The sequence below is a fragment of the Pigmentiphaga litoralis genome, assembly GCF_013408655.1.
In the GTDB taxonomy this organism is placed as follows: Bacteria; Pseudomonadota; Gammaproteobacteria; order Burkholderiales; family Burkholderiaceae_B; genus Pigmentiphaga; species Pigmentiphaga litoralis_A.
The window spans coordinates 2,995,760-3,020,305 of record NZ_JACCBP010000001.1 but is presented as its reverse complement, the minus strand read 5'-3'; the positions used below and the strand labels follow the sequence as shown (position 1 = coordinate 3,020,305).

Below are 24,546 nucleotides of genomic sequence, written 5' to 3'. Positions count from 1 at the left end.
GCCTGACATGTTGAATCCGGTAACCACACCGCCACGCGGTGGGGCCGGTAGTGCCTCTAGAATCCGTCATCAGGTTTGAGGCAGCACCGCCATGTCCATTGTCAGAGTCGTCAGCTACAACATCCATAAAGGGATGTCGGCCATGGGCGGGCGCGAGTCCGGCCAGGACCTGCGCCTGGGCCTGCATGGCTTGCGTGCCGACCTGGCCTTCCTGCAGGAAGTGCAGGGCCGCAACGACCGCCGCGGCACCCTGAACGCCCAGCACGAAATGCTGGCCGCCGCGTTAAGGCTGGAAGCTGCCTATGGCCGCAACGCCATCCGCCGCGACACCGATCACGGCAATGCGCTGCTGTCGCGCTTTCCCATCCTGTCGCATCACAACGAAGACATTTCCGACCATCGCATGGAGCAGCGCGGCTTGCTGCACGCCACCGTGCAGGTCGCCGATCACGAAGTGCATTGTTTCGTGGTGCATCTGGGCCTGTTCGCCGCGGGCCGGTCGCGGCAGATCGAAGCGCTGGTTGCCCGCATCGGCAGCCTGGTGCCGTCGCACTGCCCGATCCTGATCGCCGGTGACTTCAACGACTGGACCAATGTGCTGTCGAAAGTGCTGGTGGAACGGCTGGGTGTGCATGAAGTGTTCGCGACGGCCCCGCGTGGCCAGAGCACCGAGCTGCCGCGCCTGCGCGATTCCGCCAGGGTGCTGGGGCAGATGCTGAAGGACCGGAATCTGTCGCCGCTGCGCCAGGGCATTGGCGCGCAACCGCTGCGCATCGGCGCGGGCGGGGCCTTCCAGGCGCCGCGTCCACCGCGTACCTTCCCGGCAGTGTTCCCGTGGTTGCGGCTGGACCGCATTTACCAACGGGGCTTTTCGGTGAGGCATGCCAGCGTGCTGCATGGCCGGCCGTGGACACGCTTGTCGGACCACGCGCCGCTGCTGGCGGAACTGGAATTGCCTTAAGGGCATTGCAAGCCGGCTGTCTGGTAGCGCACGCCAGTCCGCGCGCCAGGGGGCCTGCGCAAAAGCCTTGCCGACCCGACCTTACCCCGCCGGCGCCCGCAGCTTGCCACCCTTGCGCGCGGCACTGACAATCGACGACGCGATCGTGAAGACCACGGCCAGCGTCAGCGCACCGGTGGGCCCATGCGATGGCAACGCGGTGAACGCCAACGCCGTCAGCGCCGCACCCCACGCCATCCCGAACTGGCGCGCCGTGGCCTGCAGGCCACCCGCACCGCCGCTACGTGCCCGGGGGGCCGCCGTCAGCATGACGCGATTGTTCGGCGTCTGGAACATGCCGAAGCCTGCGCCGGCCACCGCCATGCATCCCATCAGCACCCCGTTGGGCACCGACGCGGGCAGCAGGATCATCGTCGTCAACGACAAGCCCAGCAAGGCCGTGCCGAGGGAACACAGCACCGACGGTGAAATCATTTCCGATACGCGGCCCGACACCGGCGCCGCGATCGCCACGGCCAGCGGCCACGGCATCATCAACAGACCGGTTTCGAGCTGGCTGCGGCCCATGGCCTGCTGAAAGTAGAAAGGCAGCGAAATGAAGGCGGCGGTCTGGGCCGAAAACGCGCATACCGATGCCCCGATCGAAAAGGCGAACACCCGGATCCGCAGCAGGTCCAGCGGCAGCAGCGGCACGGCGCGAGGCAGCTCGCGCCGGATCAGCAGGAAGCCCGCCACGGCCGACGCCACCAGCGTGATCATGGCCGTGCCGAAGTCGGACAGCAGATGGTCCACCCCGTAGATCAGCAGGCCGAAAAACAGGGCGCTGAGCAGGGCGCTGAGCCAGTCGAAGTCCCGTTTGGCCAGTTCCGTAACGGGCTGGTGCTTGACGCCAAAAGCCAGGATGGCGATCCCGATCGGAACGTTCACCGCAAACAGCCAGGGCCACGACGCCACCGACAGGATCAGCGATCCGATCACCGGCCCGGCCGCCGACGAGCAGGCCACCACCAGGGCGTTGAAGCCGATCGCGCGGCCGAATTGTTTCTGGGAATAGATGAAGCGGAGCAGGGCGGGCGTCACGCTCATGGTCGCGGCGGCGCCCAGGCCCTGCAGCAGGCGAAAGCCGATCAGCAGGTCGAACGATCCCGCAATGGCGCAGCCGGCCGAGGCCGCCGTGAACAAGGCCATGCCGACCGCGAATACCCGCCGGTAGCCGTAGATTTCGCCCAGCGATGAACACGGCAGCAAGCCCACCACAATGGCCAGCTGATAGGCGTTGACGATCCAGACGGCCTGCGCCGGCTGGATCGCCAGGTCGCGCGCGATGGTCGGCAGGGCAATGTTGGTGATGGTCGCTTCGAGGACCGTCATGGCCATCGCTAGCAGGGTCGCGGCGAGTGCCCAGTATTTACGCGGCGTGGGCAGGCCATCTGAGACGTGCATGGAATGAGAATGCAGGGTCGGCGCACGCCGCGTGCGACAACGCGCGGGTCAGCGGACCGGGAAATTGAAGTAAGTGTCGGGGTAGGGCTCGTCCAGGAGGGTGAAGTGCCACCATTCTTCCTGCACGCCCGTGAACCCATGTTTGAGCATGAGGGTCTCGAGGAACTTCCGGTTATGTCGCACTTCCTCGGGAAGATCCGGATTGTCCGTGTGCGACTGTACATCAAAAAGGTCGAAGGGCGTGCCCATGTCCACCTCGCCATTGGGCAGCAGCACGCCCCGCGTGGGCCGCGCCCCGGGGGCTGTGCCGACTGCCTCCGGCAAGGAAACCGGGGGCAGGGCCGTCAGGGTCAGATCGACCGTGCTGCCGCGGCTGTGGCCCGACCGTTCCGCAATGAAGCCGCGTTCGAACAGCTGGTCCTTGGGCACATTGGGGTAATAGGCCGCCTTGGCCTTCTGGTCGGACGCATCCTTTGCCCAGGCAATGAAGTCGTCCACGGCCTGCTGCGGCCGGTAGCAGTCGAACACCTTGAGCGACAGGCCGGACGGCCGCAGTTCGCGCTGGATGTCGCGCAGCCGCTGCGCCGCGGGCAGGGTCAGGATGCAGGTGGGCGCGTGGTAGCCCCGCACCGGCCGGCCCAGGAAGTTATTGCTGCCGTGATAGCGGACATCCAGCGGAATGGTCTGCGCGATGTCGGTCAGGTGCACGAAACCCGCCGGGATCGACAGGTCGGGGCCGGGCTGGGCCTGCACGGGCGTGATAGCAGCCACTGACGTAAGCAGGGCGGCGGCGGCCAGGCAGGCGCCGGCCGTGGAAGAAGATCGTGTCATCGTAGGATCCGCAATGCGCGGAATGGCGGTGTTGGATCGATGCTGCATAGTAGGCGATTGCGGGTAACCCCGAGTCCGAGCAGGTATACTCGCCCCCGTCATTGGGGAGTAGCCTCCCTCCGCACCGGAGGGGCTTGCGTCAACATACTTGCTCGACACACGGGCATGGCGCAGGCGGTTCAGTCTTGGCGAGACCTTTGATCGTGCCGCACACCGGAAGGGCCGGGGTGGCTGCACGATCATTGGTTTTCATCGTCCGGCCCTCGGAGTCCCCTGCATGGAAGCGTTTCTCGTCTCGACCGGCATCGTTGCCCTGGCCGAGATCGGCGATAAGACCCAACTGCTCGCCCTGTTCCTGGCCGCCCGCTGGCGCCGCCCCTGGCCCATCATCCTGGGCATCCTTGCCGCCACCATCGTCAACCATGCGCTTGCCGGCGCCGTGGGCGCGTGGCTCACCAGCTTCATCGGTCCGCAGGCGCTGCGCTGGATCCTTGGCGTGTCCTTCATCGGCATGGCCGTCTGGATGATGATTCCCGACAAGCTCGACGACACCGACACCGGATCCGGCCGCTTCGGCGTGTTTGGCACGACCCTGATTGCCTTCTTCCTGGCGGAAATGGGCGACAAGACGCAGATCGCCACCGTGGCCCTGGTCGCCCAGTTCCAGGCCTATACCGCCGTGGTCGCCGGCACGACGCTGGGCATGATGATCGCCAACGTCCCGGCCGTGATCCTGGGTGACAAGATGGCGCACAAGCTGCCGGTCAAGCTGGTGCACGGCATCGCCGCCTTCATCTTTGCCTGTCTGGGCGTGGTCGCCCTCATGGGCGGCCTGGGCTTCTGAGGCCTTCGGCTGCTGACGTCCCTCGGCGGCCGCCGACCCTGATCGGCTCTATCCGGCTTTACCCCGCTTCCCATCGGCCCGGGAAACGGGGTAATCTGCATGGAAATAGCACGTTCGTTCTTTTTTCGTGCGATGTCCGTTTTTTCTGCTCTCTGCCCCGTCCCCTGCCATGCACGCGTCACCGACCGCCAGCCGCAAGACAACGACCCCTTCCGAGCCCGACCGCGAGTCCCGGCATCGCAAGGGCGCGCTGACGCGCGCGGCCATCCTGGACGCCGCCTTGCTGCTGTCGGCGCGCGAGGGCATGGAAGGACTGACGCTGGGCATGCTGGCCGACGCCATGCAGATGAGCAAAAGCGGTGTCTATGCCCACTTTGGGTCGCGGGAAGACATGCAGGTGGCGGTGGTGCAGGAATACCGGCGGCGGTTCGAGCTGGATGTGTTCCTGCCCGCGCTGGACCAGCCGCGCGGCCTGCCCCGGCTCGACGCCCTGTTCGGCAACTGGATCAAGCGGGTCTCGCACGAAATCGCGCAGGGCTGCATCTACATCGGTGGCGCGGTCGAATACGACGACCGTAGCGGGCCGGTGCGCGCTGCCTTGATCGAATCGGTTGGGCTGTGGCGGTCCGCCTTGCTGCGGGCCTGCAAGCAGGCGATTGCCGAAGGCCACTTGCGTGCCGGTACCGACCCGGAACAACTGCTGTTCGAAATGTATGGATTGATCCTGGTGCTGCACCACGATTCGCGCTTTCTGAAGCTGCCGGGCTGCGTCAAGCGCGCGTCCGACGGGTTTTCGCGCTTGATCGACGCGTACCGGGCGCACTGAACCCATTGCTGCAATCTTGTTCTGACACTAATAACGACTATCCGCGTTCCGCCGCTACAGGAGAATTTTGTGCCCCGCTACACCCCCCCGCTGCGTGACCAGACCTTCGTGCTGCATGAATTGCTGGCTGTGACCGACGCGTACCAGGCGATGCCGGCGCATGCTTCTTTGGATGCCGACACGATCAACCAGGTAGTCGAAGCGTCCGGCACCTTCTGTGCCGAGGTGCTGTTTCCATTGAACCAGTCGGGCGATCAGGAAGGCTGCCATTTCGACCCGGCCACGCATGCGGTGACCACGCCCAAGGGTTTCAAGGAGGCCTGGGACAGCTTCTGCGCGGCGGGCTGGCCGTCCTTGCATGCCGATCCGGAATTCGGTGGACAGGGCCTGCCGGCCTTGCTGCAGAACGTGTTCTTCGAAATGCAGTACTCGACCAACCAGGCGTGGGCCATGTACCCGGGGCTGACCAGCGGCGCCTACGAATGCCTGCACGCCCACGGCACGCCGGAACAGAAGCAGCTGTACCTGCCCAAACTCGTGTCAGGCGAATGGACCGGCACCATGTGCCTGACCGAAGCGCATTGCGGCACCGACCTGGGCCTGATCCGCACCCGCGCGGTTCCCAAGGAAGACGGCACGTATGCGCTGACCGGCAGCAAGATCTTCATCTCGTCGGGCGAACACGACTTGTCGAAGAACATCGTGCACCTGGTGCTGGCCAAGCTGCCCGGCGCGCCCGAAGGCACCAAGGGCATCTCCTTGTTCCTGGTGCCCAAGTTCGTGCCCGATGCCAAGGGCGACGCCGGCGAGCGCAACGGCATCTTCTGCACCGGCATCGAACACAAGATGGGCATCCATGCCAACAGCACCTGCCAGATCACCATGGAAGACGCCACCGGCTACTTGGTGGCCGAGCCCAACAAGGGCCTGAACGCCATGTTCGTGATGATGAACGGCGCGCGGCTGGGCGTGGGCATGCAGGGCCTGGGCCTGACCGAAGTGGCCTACCAGAACGCCGCGGCGTATGCGAAAGACCGCCGCCAGGGCCGTGCCTTGTCGGAATCGGCACGCACGGATCAGTCCGCCGATCCCATCATCGTGCACCCCGACGTGCGCAAGATGCTGCTGACCGCGCGTGCGTATGCCGAGGGGGGCCGTGCCTTCGGCTACTGGGTGGCGCTGGAATACGACAAGTCCCTGCATCATCCGGACGAAGCGGTTCGCAATGCATCCAGCGCGATGGTCGGACTGATGACGCCGATCGTCAAAGCCTTCATGACCGACAACGGATTCCAATGCGCGTCGACCTGCCTGCAGGTGTTTGGCGGCCACGGCTACATCCGTGAATGGGGCATGGAGCAGTATGTGCGCGATGCCCGCATCAACATGATCTACGAAGGCACCAACACGATCCAGGCGCTGGATCTGCTGGGCCGCAAGGTGCTGCGCGACAACGGCGCGACCCTGCGCGCGTTTGGCGAGCAGGTGCGGGCCTTTGTCGAAGACCATGGCGCGGACGAAGCCATGAATGAATTCATCACGCCGCTGGCCGACCTGGGCGACAAGCTGACCAAGCTGACCATGGAAATCGGCATGAAGGCGATGCAGAACCCCGACGAAGTCGGCGCGGCCGCGGTCGACTACCTGCGGGTGGTGGGCCATCTGGTCTATGCCTACTTCTGGGCCCGCATGGCCAGGATCGCGCTCGACAAGGAAAGCAGTGGCGATCCGTTCTATCGCGCCAAGCTGGCCACGGCGCGCTTCTACTTTGCGCGGCTGCTGCCCGAGACGGCATCCAGCATTCGCGCCGCACGGTCGGGCGCCGCGGTGCTGAACGCGCTCGACGCCGACCTGTTTTAATGTCTATCGCCTACCTTGCCAGAGAAAATCATGCCGAATTTCATCGTTCGTAAAGTCGCTGTGCTGGGCGCCGGGGTCATGGGCGCGCAGATCGCCGCGCATTGTGTGAACGCCAATGTGCCTGTCGTGCTGTTCGATCTGCCCGCGCGCGAAGGTCCCAAGAACGGCATCGCGCTCAAGGCCATCGAGAACCTGAAGAAGCTGAGCCCCGCGCCCCTGGGCAGCCCCGATCTGGCCGCGCTGATCGTGCCGGCCAACTACGAAGAGCATCTGGACAAGCTGCGCGAATGCGATCTGGTGATCGAAGCGATCGCCGAACGCATGGACTGGAAGCACGACCTGTACAAGAAGGTGGCTGGCGCCATTGCGCCCGACGCCATCTTTGCGACCAACACGTCGGGCCTGTCGATCACCGAACTGGCCAAGGGCATTGGCGAAGGCCTGCAGTCGCGCTTCTGCGGCGTGCACTTCTTCAACCCGCCGCGCTACATGCACTTGGCCGAACTGATCCCCACGGCTAAGACCGACCCGGCCATTCTGGACCGCCTGGAAACCTTCCTGACCACCACCCTGGGCAAGGGCGTGGTGCGCGCCAAGGACACGCCCAACTTCGTGGGCAACCGGGTGGGCGTGTTCGGCATTCTGTCGGCCATGATCGAAGCGGAACGGTTCAACATCCCGTTCGATGTGGTGGACGACCTGACCGGCGCCAAGCTGGGCCGCGCCAGATCGGGCACCTTCCGCACGGGTGACGTGGTCGGCCTGGATACCCTGGGTCATGTCATCAAGACCATGGAAGACCAGTTGCCCAATGACCCGTTCGCGCCGCTGTATGGCACGCCTGCGGTCCTGAAAGGGCTGATCGAAAAGGGCGCCTTGGGCCAGAAGACCGGGGCGGGTTTCTTCAAGAAAGAAGGCAAGGCCATCTTGCGGCTGGACCCGGCCACGGGCACCTACGTGCCGGCCGATGCCAAGGCTGACGACCTGGTCGTGCGCATCCTGAAAAAGAAGGATGCGGGCGAACGCCTGCAGCTGCTGCGCGAATCGACGCACCCGCAAGCGCAGTTCGTGTGGGCGATCCTGCGCGACACCTTCCAATACATTGCGGTCCACCTGGCCGAGATTGCCGAAACCGCGCGCGACGTGGACTTTGCCATGCGCTGGGGCTTTGGCCAGACGCAGGGCCCCTTCGAACTGTGGCAATCCGCTGGCTGGCTGAAAGTGGCCAAGTGGGTGCAGGAAGACATTCGCGAAGGCAAGGCACTGTCCGACACACCGCTGCCCGAATGGGTGACGAGCGGCCCGGTGGCCGAGCGCGGCGGGGTGCATACGCATCAGGGTTCGTGGAACCCGACCACGCAGAATTTCGAAGCCCGGTCGACCCTGCCGGTGTATGCGCGGCAGGTATTCCGCGCGCCGCTGTTCGGTGACGGCGTGGACATTGCCACCACCGGCACGACTGTGTTCGAAGACGAATCGATCCGCCTCTGGACGCTGCCGAATCCGGGCCTGAACGAGGTCCTGATCGCCAGCTTCAAGACCAAGATGCATGCGATCGGGCCGGGGGTCAGCGCCGGATTGCTGAAGGCGGTGGACCTGGCCGAAGCGGACTACCGCGGCCTGGTGATCTGGAATGCGGGCGAGCCGTTCTCGGCCGGCGCCGACCTGCAAGCCATGCTGCCGCTGTTCATGAGCGGTGGCGTACAGGCCATTGAACCCGAAGAAGAACGCCTGCAGCAGGTCATGCTGCGCTTGCGGTATGCGCACGTGCCGACCGTGGCCGCGATCGCGGGCATGGCGTTGGGCGGCGGCTGCGAAATGGCGGTGCACTGCACACGCCGCGTCGCCCATCTGGAAAGCTATATCGGCCTGGTGGAAGTGGGCGTGGGCCTGGTGCCCGGCGCCGGCGGCCTGACCTACGGCGCGCGCCGCGCAGCCGAAGAACACGCGCTGGCGCCCGATGCGCCGCTGCTGCATTTCCTGAAGAAATACCTGATGCAGGCGGCTACCGCCCAGGTGTCCAAGTCCGCGATCGAAGCGCGCAGCATGGGCTACCTGCGGGACAGCGACCCGATCGTCTTCAACGTGCAGGAAGTGCTGTTCGTGGCGATCAAGCAGGCGATGGCGCTGCATGATGGCGGCTACCGTCCGCCGCTGCCCGTGCCGTTCGAAGTCGCCGGCCGCGACGGCGTGGCGGCCATCCTGTCGCAGCTCGTGAACATGCGGGATGGCGGCTTCATTTCGGCCCACGACTACCACCTGGGCAAGACGATTGCCGAGATCCTGTGCGGCGGCGACATTGCGCCTGGATCGCGCGTCGACGAACAGTGGCTGATGAAGCATGAACGGCAGGCCTTCATGTCGCTGCTGAACCATCCCAAAACACAGGAACGCGTCATGGGCATGATGCAGACCGGCAAGCCCGTGCGTAATTGAGGAACAACGACATGACACGACAATTCCAGGAAGCCTATATCGTTGCCGCCTCGCGCACGCCGATCGGCAAGGCGCCCAAGGGCGTGCTGCGCCATGTGCGTCCGGACGATCTGCTGGTGCATGCCATCCGCGCGGCGCTGGCGCAAGTCCCCGGGCTGGACCCGGCACGCATCCAGGACGCCATCGTCGGCTGCGCGATGCCCGAAGGCCCGCAGGGCCTGAACGTGGCGCGTATTGGGGTGTTGCTGGCCGGCCTGCCGAACACCGTAGGCGGCATGACGGTGAACCGCTTCTGCGCATCGGGCCTGTCGGCCATCGTGGCCGCGGCCGACCGCATCCGCACGGGCGAAGCCGACGTCATGATCGCGGGTGGCGTCGAATCCATGAGCCAGGTGCCCATGATGGGCAACACACCGTCGGTCAACCCGCGCGTGTTTGAAGGCAATGACAACATCGGCATCGCCTACGGCATGGGCCTCACGGCCGAGAAGGTGGCCGCGCAGTGGAAGGTGTCGCGCGAGGACCAGGACGCGTTCGCCCTGGCCTCGCACACCAAGGCGTTGGCCGCGCAGCAGGCCGGTGAATTCGCCGACGAAATCGCGCCGATCGAGATCATTGATCGCACGCCCGACCTGACCACGGGCGAGGTGCGCGTGAACAAGCACACGCTCAGCCTGGACGAAGGCCCGCGTGCCGACACCAGCCTGGAAGCGCTGGCCAAGCTGCGGCCGGTATTTGCCGCCAAAGGCAGCGTCACCGCCGGCAACAGCTCGCAGATGTCGGACGGTGCCGGCGCCTTGCTGATCGTGTCCGAAAAGATCCTGAAGGAATATTCGCTGACGCCGCTGGCGCGTTTCGTGGCGGCATCCGTGCGCGGCGTACCGCCCGAGATCATGGGCATCGGCCCGAAAGAAGCCGTGCCTGCGGCCTTGCGGGCGGCCGGCCTGTCGCTCGACGACATGGGCTGGATCGAGCTGAACGAAGCCTTTGCCGCGCAATCGCTGGCAGTGATCCGCGACCTGGGCCTGGACCCGGCCAAGGTCAACCCGATGGGCGGCGCGATCGCCCTGGGCCACCCCTTGGGCGCAACCGGCGCCATTCGCGCGGCAACAGTCGTGCATGCGCTGCGCCGCCACAACCTGGACTACGGCATGCTGACCATGTGCGTAGGGACGGGCATGGGCGCGGCCGGGATCTTCCAGCGGGTGTAAACGCGAGGTCATGGGGCAGGTGTCGGGCCGGCTCGGCCAACAGGAGACGGCGGTGGATGTCACGGTAGACAAGGTGGACGGCGTCGCGCGGATCGGCTTTGCGCGGCCCGGCAAAAAGAACGCGTTGACCGGGGGCATGTACGCTCGTCTGGCGCAGGCCGTGATGGACGCGGAGTCCGACGACACCATCGCGGCCCTGCTGCTGCATGGGGATCGCCAGGCCTTCACGGCGGGCAACGACCTGGAAGATTTCCTGGCGAATCCGCCCGGGCCTGATGCGCCAGTGTTCGATTTCATGCAGGCGCTGTCCACCGCCCGCAAGCCGGTCGTTGCGTCTGTCAACGGCATGGCCGTGGGCATCGGCACGACGATGCTGCTGCATTGCGACCTGGTGTATCTGGCCGATGATGCGATGTTGGTGATGCCTTTCGTCAAGCTTGGGCTATGTCCGGAATTCGCGGCAAGCCGTCTGGTGCCGGCCCGTATCGGGCATGCGCGTGCTGCAGAAGCCTTGCTGCTGTCCGAACCGATCCGTGCGGCGGACGCGTTGGCGATGGGCCTGGCCACCCGGCTGCTGCCACCCGATGACGTGTTCGGCTTTGCCTGCGCGCAGGCCGCCAGGTTCGCCTTGCTGCCGCCAACCGCGGTGCAGGAAACCAAACGCCTGATGAAGCAGGGCGATGCCGTCGGCGTGGCGCGGCAGATCCAGGACGAGGCCACCGTGTTCGCCGACCTGCTGCACAGCGATGAAGCCCGGGCGGCGTTCAAGGCGTTTCTGACCCGGCCGCGTGGCGGTTGACGACCTGTCATAAACGCTAGGATTTGTTAGGGCGGCTTGGGAAGTCTTCCGGCCGGGAGTATCCTCTAGCCTCCATGCCCGACATACGACCCACACCGGCTGGCACACCCGCCGGCCCCGATGGCCGCGCTGCCAACACTGCACCGCCATCCCACGCCGCCCCGATCGAAAACCCCCGTGAACTGCTGCTGGCCGTCCTGGGCGTGTGCGCAGTCGTGGTGCTGGTCGCGCTCGATGCGACCATCGTCGGCACGGTGCTGCCCAAGGTCGCCACCGAACTCGGCGGCATTGCCTTGTATGCGTGGGTGGGCACGGGCTACCTGCTGTCCTCGGTCATCATGATCCCGATCTTCGGGCGTCTGGGCGACTTGTATGGACGCAAGACGTTTATTCTTGTATCGATCGGCGTCGTCGCCTTGGGCTCCATCCTTTGCGGCATTTCGCAGTCCATGCCGCAGCTGATCGGCGCGCGATCGTTGCAGGGGATAGGTGGCGGCATGATGATCGCCACGGCCTTTGCCGCGCCGGCCGACCTGTTCCCCGATGCGCTGCGGCGCGTGAAATGGCAGGCGTTGATTTCAACGGCCTTTGCCGTCGCCAGTGGCGTCGGCCCGCTGATCGGCGGCGCCGTGACCGAAGCCATCAATTGGCGCGCGGCCTTCTTTGTCACCCCGTTGATGGCCATCGTGGCCTTCGCCCTGCTGTGGGTCTATTTCCCGCGGCTGACGCCCGTGCACACGTCCCGCCCACGTATCGATTGGCTAGGCGGCGCCTTGCTTGCCGTGGCCGTGGGCGCGCCCATGGCCGCCCTGGAACTGGGCTTTGGCGAAGTGTCGCGGCCCCTGCTGGCCGGTGTGCTGGCCCTGGTCGGCGCCGTCGCCATCGCCGTGCTGATTCCGTATGAAGGCCGCGTCACATCGCCCATGTTGCCGTTGCAGGTGCTCAAGACCCGCGAGTCGCGGCTGCTGAATCTGGTCGGCCTGATGATGGGTTCGGTCATGTTCACGTTGATGTACTACGGGCCCTTGCTTCTGCAAGTGGAAGTCGGCATGACGCCATCGCAGGCGGGCGGCATTCTGGCGCCGTTGGTGGCGTGCATTCCGATCGGCAGCGTGATCAACGGCCGCCTGTTCCCGCGTCAATCACAGCCGCAGCGCCTGATGATGCTGGGCGCCATTGTGCTGGCGGTCGGCTGCTTCGGCATCATGACGCTGGAACGCGGCAGCGCAACCTGGTTTGCCGTCGTTGCCTTTTCGATCAGCGGCCTGGGACTGGGCTTTATCGTGCCCAACCTGACCCTGTTCATGCAGATGATTGCCGACCGCCGCGACGTGGGGGTGGCCTCGGCCCTGATCCAGACCACCCGCACGCTGGGTAGCGCGATCGGCACCGCGGCCGTCGGCATCATCATCGCGCGCACGTCGGTGCTGACCGGCGTCAAGATCGGCATGGTCATCGCCGTGCTGTTCTGCATCGCGACCGTGGCGCTGTCCAGCCAGATCAGGATGAAAAACGCCCGCATGTGAGCGGGCGGGTTCTGAACTTCCGGCCGTTCAATGCATGAACGTGTGATACGCGATGATCGCCATAATCACACCCGGCACCACCAGCCACGACACCTTCGACAGGATCTCGCTGCGATGCGCCGCGACCACCGGATCGGGTTCCACCGGCACCTTCATCACCTTGGCCTGCTCGTTGCGTTCGAACGTCTTGTCGGCGCAGACCGAGAACAGCGAAAAGAAATTGTCCGTCATCTTGCGGGCGATCTTTTCCGCCTGGTCGGGCCGCAGCTGGGCCAGCCTCCCGCCCAGATCCGCATGGGCCTTGTACGCAAACCGGGTGCCTTCGCCTTCGGGCTCGAGCACCACGTCGGCATCCCCCTTGGCATACCCCGCCGGCCCGCCTTCGCCTTCGAACTGCAGGTGGTAGGAGTGGGGCGGCTTCATGTCGGTCAGTTTCAGGCGGCCCTTGAAGCGGGCGTGCACGGGTCCGACGTCGGCGCGCAGGCCGACCAGGTACTCGTTGTCGGAAACGCGTTCCAGCGTTTCGCAACCGGTAATGCAGACCTTGAGGGTTTCAGGAGCGATGAGTTTGTTCCAGGTGCGCTGCTGCGACGCCGGAACGAAACGTGAGTTGGCCAGTTCCATGATGTGTCTCCTTCTTGGGCCGGAAGCAGATCACCACCGGCCGCGATGGGATGTCGTTGTCATGGCCCACCTGTGCCGGCGGGCTCCGGAAAAACCTATTTTCCTTAGGGGCAATTTGCCACTATTCCCCCAGGGTGTCCAGCGGGGGGACCCTAGGTGCCGTAACGTCTGGTAAGGGACGGGGCTGGCGCGACTCGTCCGTGGCCACATAGACCAGCGTGGCTTCGGTCACCTTCACGACCTCGGAATCGAGCCGGATCCGTTCGGCATAGACTTCGACCGCCACGGTCACCGACGTGCGGCCGGTAGCGATGACCTTGGCGTAGAAGCTGACCAGGTCGCCCACGAACACGGGCTGCTTGAACACGAAGGACGTGACCGCCACCGTGGCCACGCGGCCATTGGCGCGGCTGACGGCGGGCAGCGATCCGGCAATGTCCACCTGCGCCATGATCCAGCCGCCAAACACATCGCCATGGAAGTTGGCGTCGGAACGCATCGGCACCATCCGCAAGACGGGCTGGGCATCGGGCAGGCGGTCGGCGGAAGGAAGGGCGGGAGCGGTGGTCGAGTCGGTCACGATAGCGAGCCTCGGGGGCGTGAAGAGGCCTTCAGTGTAGTGGCTGACCGCTCGCGGCGGCCCCCGGCTATCGCCTACAATTCGCCAACTCGCCAGGGAACAGCATGGAAGCCAAGTGGCTGGAAGACTTTGTCGCGCTCGCCGACACGCGGTCCTTTTCGCGCGCAGCCGAACTGCGCCACATCACGCAGCCGGCGTTTTCGCGGCGCATCCAGGCGCTGGAAGCCTGGGTCGGCACCGACCTGGTCGACCGCGCCGTCTACCCGACCCGGCTCACGCCCGCCGGGGAAACCTTTCGGGCCGAAGCCATCGACATGCTGGCCCGGCTGGACGAAACGCGCGCCATGCTGCGCGGCATGCGTCCGGCGTCGCGCGAGATCGTTGATTTTGCGGTGCCACATACGCTGTCGCTCACGTTCTTCCCGAGCTGGCTGAGCCGCATCCAGGCCGGCGGCGCGGCCCCGGCCTTCAGCACGCGCCTGCAGGCGCTGAATGTGCACGACGCCGCCATGAGCCTGGTGCAGGGCGGCAGCGATCTGGCCATGGTGTACTGGAACCCGCGCCTGCCCGTGCAGCTGGACCCCCGTCATTACGACATGCTGGTGCTGGGCACCGAAACCGTCTATCCCTATGCGCGCCGCCTGCCCGACGGCCGGCCCGAATACGCGCTGGACGGCAAGACCGACCGGCCCACGCCCTACCTGGGCTACACGCCCAATGCCTACCTGGGGCGGATCGCCGAACTGATCCTGTCCGAAGCCAAACCCCGGCCGGCGCTGGAACAACGGTATGAAACCGACATGGCCGAAGCCCTGAAAGTCATGGTGCTGGCGGGCCATGGCGTGGCTTTCCTGCCCGACAGCGCGGTGCGCAACGACCTGGCTGCGCAGCGGCTGGCCTGCGCGGGCGAAGCCTATACCCAGACCATGGAAATCCGCCTGTACCGCGAACATCCAATTAGCGGCAGTGGCAAGCCGGTGGTCAACGCCCTGTGGGCCTACCTGAGCGCGCAACAGACGGGCGATGCCTGACCCGTTCGGATGAGTCGGCAGCACTGTCCGCACGGCGTTTGCCCTGCAATGCACAAACGGCATTGGCTCATGTTGGAATAGCATTGGCGCGCCGTCGGGGGCGGTCCCTATAGTGTCTGCATTGCCGGCGCACCGTGCGCCGGCCGCAGACGATGGAACCGCAATGAGCAATGCAGGCCAGATAAACGCCTTCCGGATCGAACACGATCTGCTGGGTGAACGCGACATTCCCGCAGCATCCTACTGGGGCATCCACACGCTCCGGGCCACGGAAAACTTCCCCATCACCGGTACCCCGATCGGCGCGCAGCCCGATCTGTTGCGCGCGCTGGCCTGCGTCAAGCAAGCTGCCGCGCGGGCCAACCGCGACCTGGGCGTGATCGCCCCGGAACGCGCTGCCGTGATCGTGCAGGCCTGCGAAGAAATCATGAATGGCGCGCTGGGGGACCAGTTCGTCGTTGACGTGATCCAAGGGGGCGCGGGTACGTCCACCAACATGAACGCCAACGAAGTCATCGCCAATCGCGCGCTGGAATTGCTTGGCCAGGAAAAGGGCCGCTACGAAGTCCTGCACCCGATCCAGGACGTGAACGCGTCGCAAAGCACCAACGACGTCTACCCGACCGCGCTGCGTATCGCCACCTGCTTTGCCATCGAGCGCCTGCTGGCCGCCATGGCCGAATTGCGCCAGGCCTTCGAAGCCAAGGCGCATGAATTCGACGACGTGCTGAAAATGGGCCGCACGCAGTTGCAGGACGCCGTGCCCATGACCCTGGGCCAGGAATTCCTGACCTACGCGGTCATGCTGGGCGAAGACGAATTGCGCCTGAGCGAAGCGCGCGCATTGATGGTCGAAGTCAATCTGGGCGCCACGGCCATCGGTACCGGCATCAACACGGATCCCGACTACAGCCCGCTGGCCGTCAAGTACCTGGCCGAGATCACCGGCCTGCCGCTGGTACGCGCCGCCAACATGATCGAAGCTACGCAAGACACCGGCGCCTTCGTGCAGATGTCGGGCGTGTTGAAGCGCATCGCGTGCAAGCTGTCCAAGACCTGCAACGACCTGCGCCTGCTGTCGTCGGGTCCGCAATCGGGCTTGAACGAAATCAACCTGCCCGAACGTGCGGCGGGCAGCTCCATCATGCCGGGCAAGGTCAATCCGATCATCCCGGAAGTCGTGAACCAGATCGCGTTTGAAGTGATCGGCAACGACATGACGGTCACGATGGCGTCCGAAGCCGGCCAGCTGCAGCTGAACGCCTTCGAACCCATCATTGCGTGGAGCCTGGTCAAGAGCATCTCGCACCTGGAAGCGGGTTGCACCACCTTGGCGCGCAACTGCGTGTCGGGCATTACCGCCAACCGCGAAAAGCTGCTTGAAGCCGTCAAGCGTTCGGCCGGTCTGGCCACTGCCTTCAACCCCGTGATCGGCTACGAAGCGGCCACCCGCGTGGCCCGCGAAGCCATACGTTCCGGGCGTTCGGTGTCGGAACTGGTACTCGAACTGGGCTTGATGGACGAGGCCACGCTGGCGCAATTGCTGCGTCCGGAAGTCCTCACCAAACCCTATCGGTATGTGCGTCCGGTCGTCCCCGATGTGGTGCCTGCCGCACCGATCAACGACTCGTCGGAAGTGCCGCCACCACCGCCTGAAGAAGTCGCGCACTGACCTGATTTTCCGGGCGCGAATCGAGGTCGGACGAAGGTTCGCAACGCAACGAATTTCGCAAGAAAACAGCAACTGAAGTCGCAACAATTCCGTGGCTGTTTTTCGTTCGTTGTTTGCTACACTCGTCCGAACCTCATCTACAGGAAGGCGATTTCATGAAGAAGTCCATCGTGCTGTTTTCCGTCGCGCTGACCCTTGCCGCGGGCTCCGTCCACGCGCAGGAACTGACTGGCCGCCTAAAGAAAATCAAGGACACGGGAACCATCACACTTGGCCACCGCGATTCGTCAATTCCGTTCTCGTATCTCGACGACCAGCAAAAGCCGATCGGCTATTCGATGGACATCTGCAACAAGATTGCCGAAGCCGTCAAAACCGAACTGAAGCTGCAAAAGATCAACGTCAAGCTGCAACCCGTCACGTCCGCCACGCGCCTGCCGCTGATCGCCAACGGCACCGTGGACCTGGAGTGCGGTTCCACCACCAACAACACCGAACGCCAGCAGCAAGTGTCGTTCGCGCCGACCACGTTCGTGACGGCCACCCGCTTTGTCGCCAAGACCACCGCCAAGCTCAATGACCTGCCCGACTTCAAGGGCAAGACGGTCGTATCGACTGCCGGCACAAGCAACCTGAAGTGGCTGACGGAAACGAACGGCAAGGAAAACCTGGGCATGAACATCATTCCCGCCAAGGACCATGCCGAAGCGTTCCTGATGGTCGAAAGCGGCCGCGCTGCCGCCTTCTTCATGGATGACATCCTGCTGTACAGCCTGGTCGCCGGCTCCAAGGCGCCCAAGACCTACATGATCAGCAGCAAGCCCTACACCGTCGAACCGTACGGCATCATCGAACCCAAGGGCGACGAAGCCTTCAAGAAGGTCGTCGACAAGGCCGTGACCGACCTGATGGCATCGGGCGAACTCGCCAAGATGTACACGAAGTGGTTCAACCAGCCCATCGCGCCGCGTAACCTGAACCTGAACGTTCCCATGAGCGAACAGCTGAAGAAGGTCATCGCCAAGCCGACTGATTCGGGCGACGGCAAAGACTACATGTAAAGCCATTTCCAACGCGTTCCGGATCCACCCGACGACGCCTGGCTCACAGAGGACCCAACGCGGGTCCTTTGTGTTTATGGGCACCGCCCGGGCATCTCCCGATTGACGAATCCACCCCGCAGGAAACGCCATGAACTACAACTGGAACTGGAAGATCTTCTGGGAGCTTTCCCCGGACGGCCAGGGCACCTATCTCGACACCATGATCTCAGGGCTGTGGTGGACCCTGTCCACGGCCTTGCTTGCCTGGATCATTGCCTTCACGCTGGGGTCGCTGATCGGCGTGCTGCGCACCACCGATTCCAAATGGGGCGTTCGCCTGGGCAATGCCTATGTCGAACTGTTCCGCAACATTCCCCTGCTGGTGCAGCTGTTCCTCTGGTACTTCGTGCTGCCCGAAGCCTTGCCGGAGTCGATGGGCGACGCCATGAAGCAGGTGCCGCCGCCCTGGGGCTCCTTCATTCCCGCCGTGCTCTGTCTCGGTTTCTTCACGTCCGCGCGGGTGGCCGAGCAGGTGCGCGCCGGCATCCAGTCGTTGCCGCGTGGTCAGCGCATGGCGGCGACGGCGCTGGGCATGCGCGGCTTCCAGGCTTACCGCTATGTGCTGCTGCCCATCGCCTATCGCGTGGTGCTGCCGCCCATGACGTCCGAGTTCATGAACATCATCAAGAACTCGTCGGTCGCCCTGACGATCGGACTGCTTGAAATCACGGGCCGCGCGCGGTCCATGCAGGAATTCAGCTTCCAGGTGTTCGAAGCCTTCACGGCCGCGACCATCCTGTATCTGTGCATCAGCTTGTGCGTGGTGTTCGGCATGCGATGGCTCGAGCAGCGCGTCTCGATCCCAGGTTTCAGCGGGCCCCGGCAAAACGCCGGCGGCCATTGATCGGAGCGAGCCATGTTTGAAAATTTCGACTTCGATACCATCTGGCGGACCGCCCCCTATCTGTTCAAAGAGGGCATGGTCTTCACGCTGACGCTGACCGTCACGGCAACGTTCTTTGGCGTCATCTTTGGCACCCTGCTGGCCATGATGCGGCTGTCACCCTACAAGGTGCTGTCGGGCGTGGCGGGCACGTACGTGAACCTGATGCGCTCGCTGCCCCTGCTGCTGGTGATCTTCTGGTTCTACTTCCTGGTGCCGTATATCGGCGCGTGGATCATCGGTTCCAGCACGCCGATCCAGGTGGGCGCCTACTGGTCATCGGTGATCACCTTCACGATGTTCGAGGCGGCCTTCTTCTGCGAAATCATGCGCGCCGGGATCCAGTCGATCTCGCGCGGGCAGGCGTGGGCAGGCTATGCGCTGGGCCTGAACTACTGGCAGGTCATGGCGACCGTCATCCTGCCGCAGGCCTTCCGCAACATGATCCCGATCCTGCTGACGCAGACCATCGTGCTGTTCCAGGACACGTCGCTGGTGTACGTGCTGTCGATCACCGACTTCCTGGGTGCGGCGTCGAAGGTGGCGCAGCGCGACGGCCGGCTGGTCGAGATGTATGTCTTTGCCGCCCTGGTCTATTTCATCATCTGCTTTGGCGCATCGAAACTCGTGAAGCACCTGCAGCAACGCGTCGCGATCATCCGCTGACCCTTTCATTGCCTACCCATTTCTTTACGGAGTCTCGGACATGATCGAGATCAAGAACGTCAGCAAGTGGTACGGTTCCTTCCAGGTTCTGACCGACTGCACCACCTCCATCGCCAAGGGTGAAGTCGTCGTGGTGTGCGGGCCATCGGGCTCGGGCAAGTCGACCCTGATCAAGACGGTCAACGCGCTTGAACCGATCCAGAAGGGCGACATCGTGGTCGACGGGATTTCCGTCGCGAATCCCAAGACCGACCTGCCCAAGCTGCGCTCGCGCGTCGGCATGGTGTTCCAGCATTTCGAGTTGTTCCCCCACCTGACGGTGACGGACAACCTGACGCTGGCGCAGGTCAAGGTGCTCAAGCGCGGCAAGGAAGAAGCCCGCGTGCGCGCCCTGAAGCTGCTGGATCGTGTGGGCCTGCAGGCGCACAAAGACAAGTTCCCGGGCCAGCTGTCGGGCGGCCAGCAGCAGCGCGTGGCCATTGCCCGCGCCCTGTCGATGGACCCGATCGCCATGCTGTTCGACGAACCCACGTCGGCGCTCGACCCGGAAATGGTCAACGAAGTGCTGGACGTGATGGTCGACCTGGCCAAGGAAGGCATGACGATGATGGTGGTGACGCACGAGATGGGCTTTGCCCGGAAAGTGGCGCACCGGGTCATCTTCATGGATGCCGGCAAGATCGTGGAAGACTGCTCGAAAGAAGCGTTCTTCAGCCCGACCGAAGAACGGTCGGACCGCGCCAAGCAGTTCCTGTCGAAGATTCTTCAGCACTGAAAGGGCGGGGGGCGGCGGCAAGTTGCCGCCTGCCCTTCCAGCGGCGGGTCGCTGTCACCCAACAGCGGCCGGTCGCTGTCCTTCTGCAGCGGCGGGTCGCTGTCCTTCTGCAGCAGGGGACGCTACCGCCGCCACGGCGGTACGTCCCCCAGGCTGGCACACAGAAAGTCGACAAAGGTCTTCACCTTGGCCGGGACCCGTTCCCGTTCCGGGTACACCGCAAAAATGTCTGCCGGCGCGGGTTTCCACGCCGGCAGCACTTCCACCAGCCGCCCGGCCTTCACGTCGGCGGCCACGTCCCATTCCGACCGCATGATGATGCCCAGGCCGGCCAGCGCCCATTGCCGGACAGCCTCGCCGTCGTTCGACGACAGGGCGCCCTGGACCCGGACCGTCCGTGCCAACCGCCCCGAGCCCAGCCGCCACAGCGCATAGGCGTCGTGGTTTTCGCGGATCACCAGGCACTGATGCAAGGCCAGGTCGGCGGGTTTGTCGGGCATGCCGTGGGCCGCCAGGTAGTCAGGTGACGCCAGCAGCAACTTGCGGTTCGGGGCGATCCGCCGCGCGACCAAGATCGTATCGGCCAGGGGCGCAACGCGGATGCCCAGGTCGAACGCCTGGTCGGCCAGGTCCAGCGGTTCATCGGTCAACTGCAACTGCAGTTGCACGTCGGGATACTGTCGGGCGAACGCGGTCATGGCCGGTACCAGGTGCGCGCGCCCGAAGCCGAAGGTGGCATTGACCCGCAGCAGGCCCCGGGGCTGATGATGCGCGGTGGCGATCGAGGCTTCGGCCGCATCGATATCGGCCAGGATGCGTTGGGCATGCCCCAGATAGGTTTCGCCTTCTTGCGTCAGGCTCATGCTGCGGGTGGTGCGTTGCACCAGGCGCACGCCCAACCGCCGCTCCAGCTGCTGGAGCCGTTTGCTGACGGCGCCCGGCGTAACCCCCAATTCGCGCGCGGTGGCGGTCAGACTGCCGTGCCGGGCCAGCAGCGTGAAAAAACCAAGGTCGGATTCGTTCGCCATCGTCATGGTTCCTGGGTGGCGCAAGCCGGGATTCGTGAATGCCAGGAATGAATGGTTTTCCGGCACGCACATTATGCCCGTGCCAGAATGTGTGCCATGCAATCGAGGTGGCGCGCCCGGATGTGTCGCGGCGCCGAACTTTTCCGCCTTAGCTCGGCACCCTATTTCTTTCAGGCCCTGTCATGACCGCCATTGTTGCTTCCGATTCGCTATTCGACCTGCCCGTGCAGCACGTGGCCGTCAATGGTGTCGACATCGCCTACCGCCAGGCCGGCACGGGCCCGGTGCTGCTTCTGCTGCACGGCCACCCGCAAACGCATGTCATGTGGCACAAGCTGTGGCCGTCTTTGACCCAACGCTTCACCTGCATCGCGGCGGACCTGCGCGGCTATGGCGACAGCGAAAAGCCCCAGGGTGGCGATGATCACCACGGGTACAGCAAGCGCGTCATGGCGCAAGACCTGGCGTCGTTGATGACGCATCTGGGGCACGAGCGTTTCCAGGTGCTGGCCCATGACCGGGGCGCCCGCGTCGCGCACCGGCTTGCGCTGGATCACGCCGCGCGGGTTGACCGCATGATGCTGCTCGATATTGCGCCCACGCTCGACATGTACGACCAGACCACGCGCGGTTTCGCGCAAGCGTATTTCCATTGGTTCTTCCTGATCCAGCCGGCCCCCTTGCCTGATCGTATGGTCGAAGCCGATCCGGTGTTCTACATCCGGTCGGTGATGGGCGGGCGGCATGCGGGCCTGGCGCCGTTCACTGATCAAGCCATGGCCGAATACGAACGCTGCGTGCGCAAGACGGGCTGGGCCTACGCCATCTGCGAGGACTACCGCGCGTCCGCCAGCATCGACCTGGATCACGACCGCGACGGCCGTGCATCGGGTGAAAAGGTGCAATGCCCGCTGCGTGTGCTGTGGGGCGCCAAGGGCGTCGTCGCGCGGCACTTTGACGTGCTGAAGTTATGGCAGGCCGTCGCCAACGACGTGGATGGCCACCCCGTTGAATGTGGCCATTACCTGGCCGAAGAAGCCCCCGATCTGCTGTTGCCCGACGTGCTGGCCTTCTTCAAGAACTGAACCGAATGTGCTCCAAATTCTGGCTCTGGTCCGACCTCGGCACAGACCGGACCTCGACCCAAGCTCGACCTTGAACCGAACTGAATCCCCCCGCTTTCCAGGAGACTATGTCATGACACACCGTATTGCAGTGATCCCCGGCGATGGCATCGGCACCGAAGTGATGCCCGAAGGCATCAAGGTGCTGAAGGCCGCGGCCAAGCGCTTCAACATCGACCTGAGCTTTGACGAATTCGACTTTGCTTCTTGCGACTACTACGCCAAGCATGGCGCCATGATGCCGGACGACTGGAAAGCGCAGATCGGTGGTCACGACGCCATCTTTTTTGGCGCCGTGGGTTGGCCTGCGACCGTGCCCGACCACATCTCCTTGTGGGGCTCGCTGCTCAAGTTCCGCCGCGAATTCGACCAGTACGTGAACCTGCGCCCGGTGCGCCTGATGCCCGGCGTGCCGTCGCCGCTGGCCAATCGGAATCCGGGTGACATCGACTTCTACGTGGTCCGCGAAAACACTGAAGGCGAATATTCCAGCGTGGGCGGCCGCATGTTCGAAGGCACCGACCGCGAAGTGGTGATCCAGGAAACGGTCATGACCCGCACTGGCGTGGACCGTGTGCTCAAGTTTGCGTTCGAGCTGGCCCAGTCGCGTCCCAAGAAACACCTGACGTCGGCCACCAAGTCGAACGGCATCGCGATCACCATGCCGTATTGGGACGAACGCGTCGAAGCCATGTCGGCCAACTATGGCGACGTCAAGGTCGACAAGTTCCACATCGACATCCTGACCGCGCACTTCGTGCAGCACCCCGACTGGTTCGACGTGGTGGTGGCATCCAACCTGTTTGGCGACATCCTGTCCGACCTGGGTCCGGCCTGCACGGGCACCATCGGCATTGCGCCGTCGGCCAACCTGAACCCGGATCGCAACTTCCCGTCGCTGTTCGAACCGGTGCACGGTTCGGCGCCCGATATCGCCGGCAAGGGCATCGCCAACCCGATCGCAATGATCTGGTCCGGCGCGCTCATGCTGGAATTCCTGGGCTACCGCGAAGCCCACGACGTGATCCTGGCCGCGATCGAACAAGTGCTGGCCGACGGGCCGCGCACTGGCGACATGAAGGGCACGGCCAATACCACGCAAGTCGGCGACGCCATCGCGGCGATCGTCGCAGGCTGACCGCAGGGCGGGCAGCGTTACGTCAAGGCTCGACGAACCGCTGCTTGTACATGACGGCGTCGAGCAGCGGGCCGGGCGGCTGCGTGGCGGTGCCTTCACGGGCCACCTTACGCAGCCCGTCCTTGGCGTCGAAGCTTGGCAGCTTGCCAAGCGACAAGGCCGTCATGCGGTCCACCAGAATGTCGTTGTCGCGCAAGGCCACCATCTTGCGCGCGGCCGCGATCACCGCATCGCGGTACGACGTCACGTCATCCAGCCGGTAAGCCGACAGATCCGGATCGCGCCGTTTGCGCAGCCAATAGGCCCACGCCATTTCGACATGCGGCGTGCCCCCCTGCGGGCGCACATAACCAATGCCTCGCGTAAAGAACACCAGGCTGCGGTACGGGTCATCACGCAGGTCAACCAGGCGGAAGGTCTGCGGCAAGGCTTCGGGCGCGATCATCTGGCCCTGGGCGTTGCGCAGCCAGACGCGCCGCTCCGCCGCCATCCGCGTCCAGAAGCCGACGCCTGGCAGCATCTGGCTGTAGTTTTCCACCACCCGCACCGTCATCCGCACATGGCTGCCGCCGTCGGGCAAGGACGTCAGCGTCACCGCCGTGTGGTGGCCGGACTGCAGGTAGAACGTGCCGCCGGGGCCGATCACCACGCCGTACAGGGTGGCCGCATGGGGCGACGCCGCGTCGGGCGCGTCCTGCTTGCACGCAAAGCTGGCGGGATCGTCGATGCGCGACGTGCCTGCATCGAACGCTTTGACGCCGCGCTGGCCGTTGACGAAACAATAGTCGTCGAACTTGTCTTGCGGGCTGCGCCGGTAGCGCTCCAGCGTCGCGTAGATCTGGTCGTAGCCGACGGCGGGCTGGGTCGGGCGCAGGTCGTCGATACGCAGGTGCAGGACCGCACCCGGTGCCAGATCGGCAATCGCGCGGGGAAGGGAAGCCACGTCGGCGGCCGACGCAAGGGCCGGTCCGGTCAACGCCAGCGAGGTGGCAAGGGCGGCAGCGGCGCGCGCTGCGGCCGGGCGGCGCAAAAACGGGAACATCATGGCAAGGTACGACTCAGTGAATGCCAGTCAGGACTGGCGATGAAACATTCACTCGACGGGCGCGGCGCGTGGCCGAACGCCGTCATGTGGCATAACGGTCGGGTTCATCAGGGAACGGGGCCGGTGTGATCCGGCGCGGG

The 24,546-nt window shown here is 64.6% G+C and carries 22 protein-coding genes and 1 riboswitch; of the genes, 16 read left to right on the top strand and 6 right to left on the bottom strand.

The window, feature by feature from the left end; all coding sequences use genetic code 11:
* Positions 1 to 91 precede the first annotated feature (91 nt).
* Positions 92 to 961 (top strand): endonuclease/exonuclease/phosphatase family protein, encoded by an 870-nt coding sequence (locus tag HD883_RS13590; protein WP_179584587.1) that lies wholly within the window; start codon positions 92 to 94, stop codon positions 959 to 961.
* An 81-nt stretch (positions 962 to 1,042) separates the two neighbouring features.
* Here the strand turns inward: HD883_RS13590 and HD883_RS13585 are convergent, their stop codons facing one another.
* Together HD883_RS13585 and HD883_RS13580 are read right to left on the bottom strand one after the other, a co-directional pair.
* Complete coding sequence (locus tag HD883_RS13585) at positions 1,043 to 2,404, bottom strand: MFS transporter (protein WP_179584589.1); 1,362 nt, start codon at positions 2,402 to 2,404, stop codon at positions 1,043 to 1,045.
* Between the two features lie 48 nt (positions 2,405 to 2,452).
* Complete coding sequence (locus HD883_RS13580; protein WP_179584591.1) at positions 2,453 to 3,235, bottom strand: M15 family metallopeptidase; 783 nt, start codon at positions 3,233 to 3,235, stop codon at positions 2,453 to 2,455.
* Between the two features lie 91 nt (positions 3,236 to 3,326).
* A riboswitch (yybP-ykoY riboswitch) is annotated at positions 3,327 to 3,507 on the top strand.
* Between the two features lie 5 nt (positions 3,508 to 3,512).
* Between HD883_RS13580 and HD883_RS13575 the strand changes: the two genes are divergently transcribed.
* The 7 genes from HD883_RS13575 (at position 3,513) to HD883_RS13545 (ending at position 12,737) form a co-directional block, all read left to right on the top strand.
* On the top strand, positions 3,513 to 4,079 hold the full coding sequence (locus HD883_RS13575; protein WP_179584592.1) for a TMEM165/GDT1 family protein: 567 nt from the start codon (positions 3,513 to 3,515) through the stop codon (positions 4,077 to 4,079).
* A gap of 169 nt (positions 4,080 to 4,248) precedes the next feature.
* Complete coding sequence (locus HD883_RS13570; protein ID WP_179584594.1) at positions 4,249 to 4,905, top strand: TetR/AcrR family transcriptional regulator; 657 nt, start codon at positions 4,249 to 4,251, stop codon at positions 4,903 to 4,905.
* Between the two features lie 69 nt (positions 4,906 to 4,974).
* Entirely contained in the window at positions 4,975 to 6,765 is a 1,791-nt protein-coding gene (locus HD883_RS13565; RefSeq protein WP_179584596.1) for an acyl-CoA dehydrogenase C-terminal domain-containing protein, read from the top strand.
* 30 nt (positions 6,766 to 6,795) lie between these two features.
* On the top strand, positions 6,796 to 9,201 hold the full coding sequence (locus HD883_RS13560; protein ID WP_179584598.1) for a 3-hydroxyacyl-CoA dehydrogenase/enoyl-CoA hydratase family protein: 2,406 nt from the start codon (positions 6,796 to 6,798) through the stop codon (positions 9,199 to 9,201).
* Positions 9,202 to 9,212: 11 nt separating this feature from the next.
* Positions 9,213 to 10,412, top strand: a complete 1,200-nt coding sequence (locus tag HD883_RS13555; RefSeq protein ID WP_179584600.1) for an acetyl-CoA C-acyltransferase — start codon at positions 9,213 to 9,215, stop codon at positions 10,410 to 10,412.
* Positions 10,413 to 10,464: 52 nt separating this feature from the next.
* Entirely contained in the window at positions 10,465 to 11,211 is a 747-nt protein-coding gene (locus HD883_RS13550) for an enoyl-CoA hydratase (protein ID WP_373563365.1), read from the top strand.
* 188 nt (positions 11,212 to 11,399) lie between these two features.
* A complete protein-coding gene (locus HD883_RS13545; RefSeq protein ID WP_257022497.1) occupies positions 11,400 to 12,737 on the top strand; it encodes an MFS transporter in 1,338 nt (445 codons plus the stop codon).
* 27 nt (positions 12,738 to 12,764) lie between these two features.
* On the opposite strand, the gene HD883_RS13540 is transcribed toward HD883_RS13545, so the two are convergent.
* Together HD883_RS13540 and HD883_RS13535 are read right to left on the bottom strand one after the other, a co-directional pair.
* A complete protein-coding gene (locus HD883_RS13540) occupies positions 12,765 to 13,361 on the bottom strand; it encodes a CoxG family protein (protein ID WP_179584606.1) in 597 nt (198 codons plus the stop codon).
* A gap of 121 nt (positions 13,362 to 13,482) precedes the next feature.
* Positions 13,483 to 13,941, bottom strand: a complete 459-nt coding sequence (locus tag HD883_RS13535; protein WP_373563364.1) for an acyl-CoA thioesterase — start codon at positions 13,939 to 13,941, stop codon at positions 13,483 to 13,485.
* A gap of 104 nt (positions 13,942 to 14,045) precedes the next feature.
* Here HD883_RS13535 and HD883_RS13530 point away from each other — a divergent pair, with 104 nt between their 5' ends.
* From HD883_RS13530 to HD883_RS13505, 6 genes are all read left to right on the top strand, one after another.
* Positions 14,046 to 14,972 (top strand): LysR family transcriptional regulator, encoded by a 927-nt coding sequence (locus HD883_RS13530; RefSeq protein ID WP_179584608.1) that lies wholly within the window; start codon positions 14,046 to 14,048, stop codon positions 14,970 to 14,972.
* 163 nt (positions 14,973 to 15,135) lie between these two features.
* Positions 15,136 to 16,644 carry an aspartate ammonia-lyase gene (gene aspA, locus HD883_RS13525; RefSeq protein WP_179584610.1) on the top strand — a complete coding sequence of 503 codons (1,509 nt, stop codon included), beginning with the start codon at positions 15,136 to 15,138 and terminating at the stop codon, positions 16,642 to 16,644.
* A 155-nt stretch (positions 16,645 to 16,799) separates the two neighbouring features.
* Positions 16,800 to 17,705 (top strand): amino acid ABC transporter substrate-binding protein, encoded by a 906-nt coding sequence (locus HD883_RS13520; protein WP_179584612.1) that lies wholly within the window; start codon positions 16,800 to 16,802, stop codon positions 17,703 to 17,705.
* 130 nt (positions 17,706 to 17,835) lie between these two features.
* Entirely contained in the window at positions 17,836 to 18,591 is a 756-nt protein-coding gene (locus HD883_RS13515; RefSeq protein ID WP_179584614.1) for an amino acid ABC transporter permease, read from the top strand.
* Between the two features lie 12 nt (positions 18,592 to 18,603).
* Complete coding sequence (locus HD883_RS13510) at positions 18,604 to 19,296, top strand: amino acid ABC transporter permease (RefSeq protein WP_179584616.1); 693 nt, start codon at positions 18,604 to 18,606, stop codon at positions 19,294 to 19,296.
* A 40-nt stretch (positions 19,297 to 19,336) separates the two neighbouring features.
* Entirely contained in the window at positions 19,337 to 20,071 is a 735-nt protein-coding gene (locus HD883_RS13505) for an amino acid ABC transporter ATP-binding protein (RefSeq protein WP_179584618.1), read from the top strand.
* 122 nt (positions 20,072 to 20,193) lie between these two features.
* Here HD883_RS13505 and HD883_RS13500 read toward each other — a convergent pair whose 3' ends face one another.
* Positions 20,194 to 21,099: a LysR family transcriptional regulator gene (locus HD883_RS13500; RefSeq protein WP_179584620.1), complete on the bottom strand. Its 906-nt coding sequence runs from the start codon at positions 21,097 to 21,099 to the stop codon at positions 20,194 to 20,196.
* A gap of 182 nt (positions 21,100 to 21,281) precedes the next feature.
* On the opposite strand from HD883_RS13500, the gene HD883_RS13495 reads away from it, so the two are divergent.
* On the top strand, positions 21,282 to 22,184 hold the full coding sequence (locus tag HD883_RS13495; protein ID WP_179584622.1) for an alpha/beta fold hydrolase: 903 nt from the start codon (positions 21,282 to 21,284) through the stop codon (positions 22,182 to 22,184).
* A gap of 112 nt (positions 22,185 to 22,296) precedes the next feature.
* Positions 22,297 to 23,361: a tartrate dehydrogenase gene (locus tag HD883_RS13490; RefSeq protein WP_179584624.1), complete on the top strand. Its 1,065-nt coding sequence runs from the start codon at positions 22,297 to 22,299 to the stop codon at positions 23,359 to 23,361.
* Positions 23,362 to 23,383: 22 nt separating this feature from the next.
* Here HD883_RS13490 and HD883_RS13485 read toward each other — a convergent pair whose 3' ends face one another.
* A complete protein-coding gene (locus HD883_RS13485) occupies positions 23,384 to 24,406 on the bottom strand; it encodes a ParB/Srx family N-terminal domain-containing protein (protein ID WP_179584626.1) in 1,023 nt (340 codons plus the stop codon).
* Positions 24,407 to 24,546: the final 140 nt, after the last annotated feature.